Source organism: Microbacterium sp., assembly GCF_052102115.1.
In the GTDB taxonomy this organism is placed as follows: Bacteria; Actinomycetota; Actinomycetes; order Actinomycetales; family Microbacteriaceae; genus Microbacterium.
In genome coordinates this window covers 20,402-25,115 of sequence record NZ_JBQDVP010000011.1, presented here as the reverse complement: position 1 = coordinate 25,115, position 4,714 = coordinate 20,402, and the positions used below count along the sequence as shown (strand labels likewise).

General features: G+C 67.9%; 1 protein-coding gene. It reads right to left on the bottom strand.

Annotated elements, in window-relative coordinates:
- Positions 1-81 precede the first annotated feature (81 nt).
- Positions 82-4,662 carry an Ig-like domain repeat protein gene (locus tag ACTICP_RS05465; RefSeq protein ID WP_441890293.1) on the bottom strand — a complete coding sequence of 1,527 codons (4,581 nt, stop codon included), beginning with the start codon at positions 4,660-4,662 and terminating at the stop codon, positions 82-84.
- Positions 4,663-4,714: the final 52 nt, after the last annotated feature.

Genomic DNA, 4,714 nt, shown 5'->3' with positions numbered 1-4,714 from the left:
GGGGGTGTTCTGCCCGCCCCCTCGTGTGCCGGGGGGGGGGGGGGCGGCCCGCCCCCCCCACCACCCACCGCATGGGTTTTCCTATTCGGCGGCCACGTGCTGACGCCGGCGCGCCAGCAGCAGAACCGCTCCGGCGAGGAGCAGCAGCAGGGCCGCTCCCCCTGCCATCAGGGGCAGCTCTGCGCCGGTGGTGGCGAGGCCGCCGGCGGAGTCGGAGCCTTCGCCGGCGGAGTCGGAGCCCGCACCCCCACCAGTGCTTCCGCCCTGACCGTCGCCCTCGTCATCGCCGTCTCCGGCCGGAGCCGCCGGCAGTGAGACGGCGACGGAGCCGATCAGCTCGCCGTTCGCCGAGACGAACGACAGACGGTGGTCGCCGAAGGCATCGGCCGGGGCCGTCACGACGATCTGACCGTCACGGACGAGGTACCAGCCCAGGAACTGCGGGGCGGAGTGCAGGTGCACGCCCACCCAGGTGTTCTCGAACTCTTCCGGCACCTCGATGGTGATGGCCCGTCCATCGACACCGACGATCTCGAAGCCGCCCTCGTCCTCATCGCCGATCGACGGTGCGGCCGGCGGCTCGGTGGGCTGGGTCGGACGCACATCCAGCGCAGCGACGTCGGTGGTGACCTCGCCGAACACGTTGGACACCACCGCACGGTACTGCGCACCGTGTGCCGAGACCGCGACAGCGGGAACCGTCAGTACGGTGCCGGTGGCACCGTCGATGTCGGTCCACTGCTCGCCGAGACCCGTCTGCCACTGAATCCGCGGCGTCGGAGATCCCGTGACGCCGACCTCGAACGCGGCATCCTGACCCTCGGTGACCGAGGCGCCAGTCGGCTGCGCCGACACGACAGGGGCCGTGCCAGCGGTGAACGACACCGAAATCGGCTTGACCGCCTTGTTGACGTCGGCCGATGAGCCCGACTCATGGAAGAACGAACGGATGCCGGAGTACAGCAGCGAGGTGAACTCGTTCGGGAACGAGCCCGTACGATCGTTCGCCCAGGTGCCGGATGCCGACTGCCCCTCCCAGATGGGAGTGACCGTGAACGATTCCGCACCATCAGCCGCCGTGACATCCGCCCCCGTGAAGGTGGCGATCGTCACGCGCTGGGGCGCGTAGTCGAACTCGGCGAGGCCTTCCATGCGGAAGAAACCGCTGAACTCGGCGGTGATGTAGCCATCGCCGTTCGCGTCCATGAGCACCTGCGGATCGGTGAAGTCCCACCGGCTCGCGTCGCCCGAGCTCACCCGAGCGGTGGCGGTGAAGTCGATCACCGCGTTGCCCTGAGCGTCACGGTGTCCCGTGCCGTTCGTGAATGCGAAGGCGCGGTTCGAGTCGGCCTCCAGCGAGCCCTGATCACCCGGAACGGTCACGTCGCCCGAGACCGCCTCCTTGCCGAAGGAGTAGCCGAAGCTGCTCCAGTAGTTCGCGATCGTCCACTCCAGGTCGGCAGCGGTGATCTGCTCGACCGCTTCACCCACCTCGATGTCGTCGATCACGCGCTCACGGTCCACGATGCGGAACGTCTGTGCGGCCGAGGTGGAGCCCTCGTACAGCACCGCATCCTCCGGTGTGAACACAGCCGTCACGGCGTTCGATCCGCCGATGAGATCATCGGTCACGATCGTGGCGACGCCGTCGATGATCTCGGCGGTGCCGAGACCGACGGTGCCTGCGAAGAACTCCACGTGACCTGCGACGACAGGGGAGACGGTGGCCGAGACGGTCACATCCTCACCGGCGAAGTCGGTCGAGAAGTCGCCGCTGGGCTGCGCCCCGACCGAGACGGCCGTAGCCGCCGCCGGAGCGAACTCCACGTCGTAGGCGATCTCATTCGCCGCCTGCACGACGCCGCTTGCTCCCACCGAGTAGACGGCGAGGCGGTAGTCACCGGTCGCCGGCTTCTTGGCGAGCACATCCGCGTAAGCGATCTCATCGAAGTCGAACGCGAACGATGCGCGTCCGTTCGGTGCGACCGTCCACTCCACGTATCCGTCACCGGTCGGCTGGGTGCCCTGCACCCACTTCGTCGTCACCGCGACACGGGAAGCAGAGCCCGCACCCTCCGACGGCTTCCAGCCATCAGCAGAGATCCAGCCCAGCGAGACGTACGAGCCCGACGGGGCATCCGGCGCACCGGGATAGGCCGCCTTGGCTGTCGCCTCGAAGCTCGATCCGGTCACCGAGATGACGGCACCCGCGCGGTCAAGACCGGTCAGGGGCTCGATCGTCAGCGCGGGGGCGGCGATCTCAGCACTCGAGTATGCGAGCGAGATCGCTCGGCCGGCCTTGGTCGAATCCGACGAGGACCCGGACTGCAGGAAGAAGGAGCGGATGCCGGAGTTCAGCATCACGAGCGCCTCATTGGCGAACGTGCCGCCGGTGAACTCGCCCATCCAGGAACCTGCGGCGAACTGGCCTTCGAACAGCGGCGCCACCTCGAATGAGGTCACTCCGTCCGCCGTGGTCGCTTCGGTGCCGGTGAAGGTCGAGACCACCACGCGAGCCGGCCCCTCGAGGATGTCCTCGCCGCCGAGCAGTGAAGCGAGGTACTCCGTCGTGAGTTCGGCGGTGATGTACCCCGATCCGTCCGCGCTCGTGCGCACCTCGGGGTCGACGAACGTCCACTGGTTCATCGTTCCGCTGTTCACCAGCACCGCGCCCTCGAAGGACACGACCGAGTTGCCCGCGGCATCGGTCGTACCGACGCCACCGGAGAAGATGAACTCCTGCTGGGCACGATCGATGGCCGTGGCGCCTTCGGGGAGTTCGCTGAGCTCCACGTCGCCGGAGATGACCGACTTGCCGGGCCCGGAACCGAAGCTGATGAAGTTCGCAATGCTCCAGTTCAGCGTCGCATCCGCGATCTCGGCCGTCGCGGCTCCGACGGCGATCTCACCGACAGCAGGCGCGAGGTCCACGAAGCGGAAGGTGCTCGCCGCCGAAGTGGATGCTTCGAAGCCCGCTTCATCGGCGGGAGTGAAGACCGCGGTGAGGCTCTGGGCGCCGGCGACCACGTCGCTCGTCTTCAGCGTCGCAGCGCCATCTGTGACCGTCTGCTCTCCGAGGCTCGTCTCGCCGCGGAAGAACTCCACGGTTCCCTCGGCTTCCGACGGATCGACCGCGGCGGAGAGCTCGACCTCATCGCCGACGAGGGCGACAGCGGCCGTGTTCTGCGCGCCGATCGACGTCGTGGTCGGCGTCGCGGGTACGGCGGGCTCTGCGAAGGAGACCGCCGTGTAGGCCTCGTTGGCCGCGTTGATGGCACCGTGCGCACCGAAGCTGAACACGCCGCACTCGTACTCGAGGCAGTTGAGCGTGTCACCGAAGAAGCTCGGCAGGCTGCTTCCGGGAACCGTCAGCGTGGCCGTCCACGTGCCGTCGGAGTTCATCTCAGCATCGGCGACGTCACCGTCGCTGGTGCCCTGGTTCGCCACGAAGACCGGTGAGCCGTAGGTGTAGTCGCCCATACCCACAGGTCCGCTCGATCCGCCCTTGCTGCGGCGCCACTCCTCATTGCTGTCGGCGTTCTTCTTCGTGCCGAAGCCGACGTAGATGCCGCCGCTGCCGGTTCCCGGTGCGACGACGGGACCGGGATTGAACCCGTAGCCTTCGAGCGTGAGACTGACGGAGTCCGAGCCGTCGATCTCCTCACCGGGGGTGACGACGATGTACGCGCTGGTGCCCTCGAGCGGCGTGCCGACGGCGGAGCCGTCGGGATACTCGGGAGCGGTCGCCTCGACGGTGAGCGTCGCGGCATCCGATGCGACATCCGTCGCCGCATCGTTGCTCGCAAGCGCACGGTACTGGCGTCCGTCATCCGCGGTGCTGACGTTCTCGACGGTCAGCTCCGACGCGGTGGCGTCGGCGATGTCCGCCCACTCGTCATCGGCGATGCGGGTCTGCCACTGCAGCGTCGGCGCGGGCTCTCCCGCGACGGCGACGGCGAACGACGCACTCTCGCCTTCGGCGACCGAGGTGTCGGAGGGGTGCGTCGTGAACGACGGTGCGACAGCGGGCACGTCCTCGGCGAAGGTCACCGGGGTGAAGACCTCTGTGCCGGCGCTCATCTGCCCGTGCGCACCCATGGTGATGACACCGCACTGCTGCTCGAAGCAATCGATCTCGGCACCGGCCTGCGAGGTGAACCTCGCGCCGGGAATGGTGAGCGTCGTGGTCCAGTCGCCGTCGGCATCCATGAAGCCGAGCCCCGGTTCGGTGGTGTTGCCCGGGTAGTTGATCAACGACTGGTAGGTGCCCGCACCCGCCGCGTAATCGTAGTTGGTGCCGCTCAGGCCCCTCTTACTCGGCGCCCAGCTACCGGGATCGGCACCGTCCTTCGGCGTCACGACGCCGAACAGCAGATATGCGCCGCCGAAGGATGCACCGAAATCGTTGCTGGTGGCGTATCCCTCCCCGGTGAGAGTCAGGACGGTGTCGCCCTCGGCGTTCACGTCCTGCCCGGGAGCGACCGTGAGTGTCGGCGTGAGCGTCGCGTGGTTGGTTCCCGTTCCGGTGCTGGAGCCACCAGGAGCGGCGAAGGCCGGAGTGGCGACCAGCCCGCTGAGACCGACCGCTGCAGCGACGCCGAAGGCAGCGGCAGAGCGCAGCCCACGGCGTCTGCCGCGTCGTGTCATCGCAGTTGATGTCATTTCTTCCTCTTGATCTCGTGTGAGCGCCAGGACGCTCGGATATGCCCGTCAA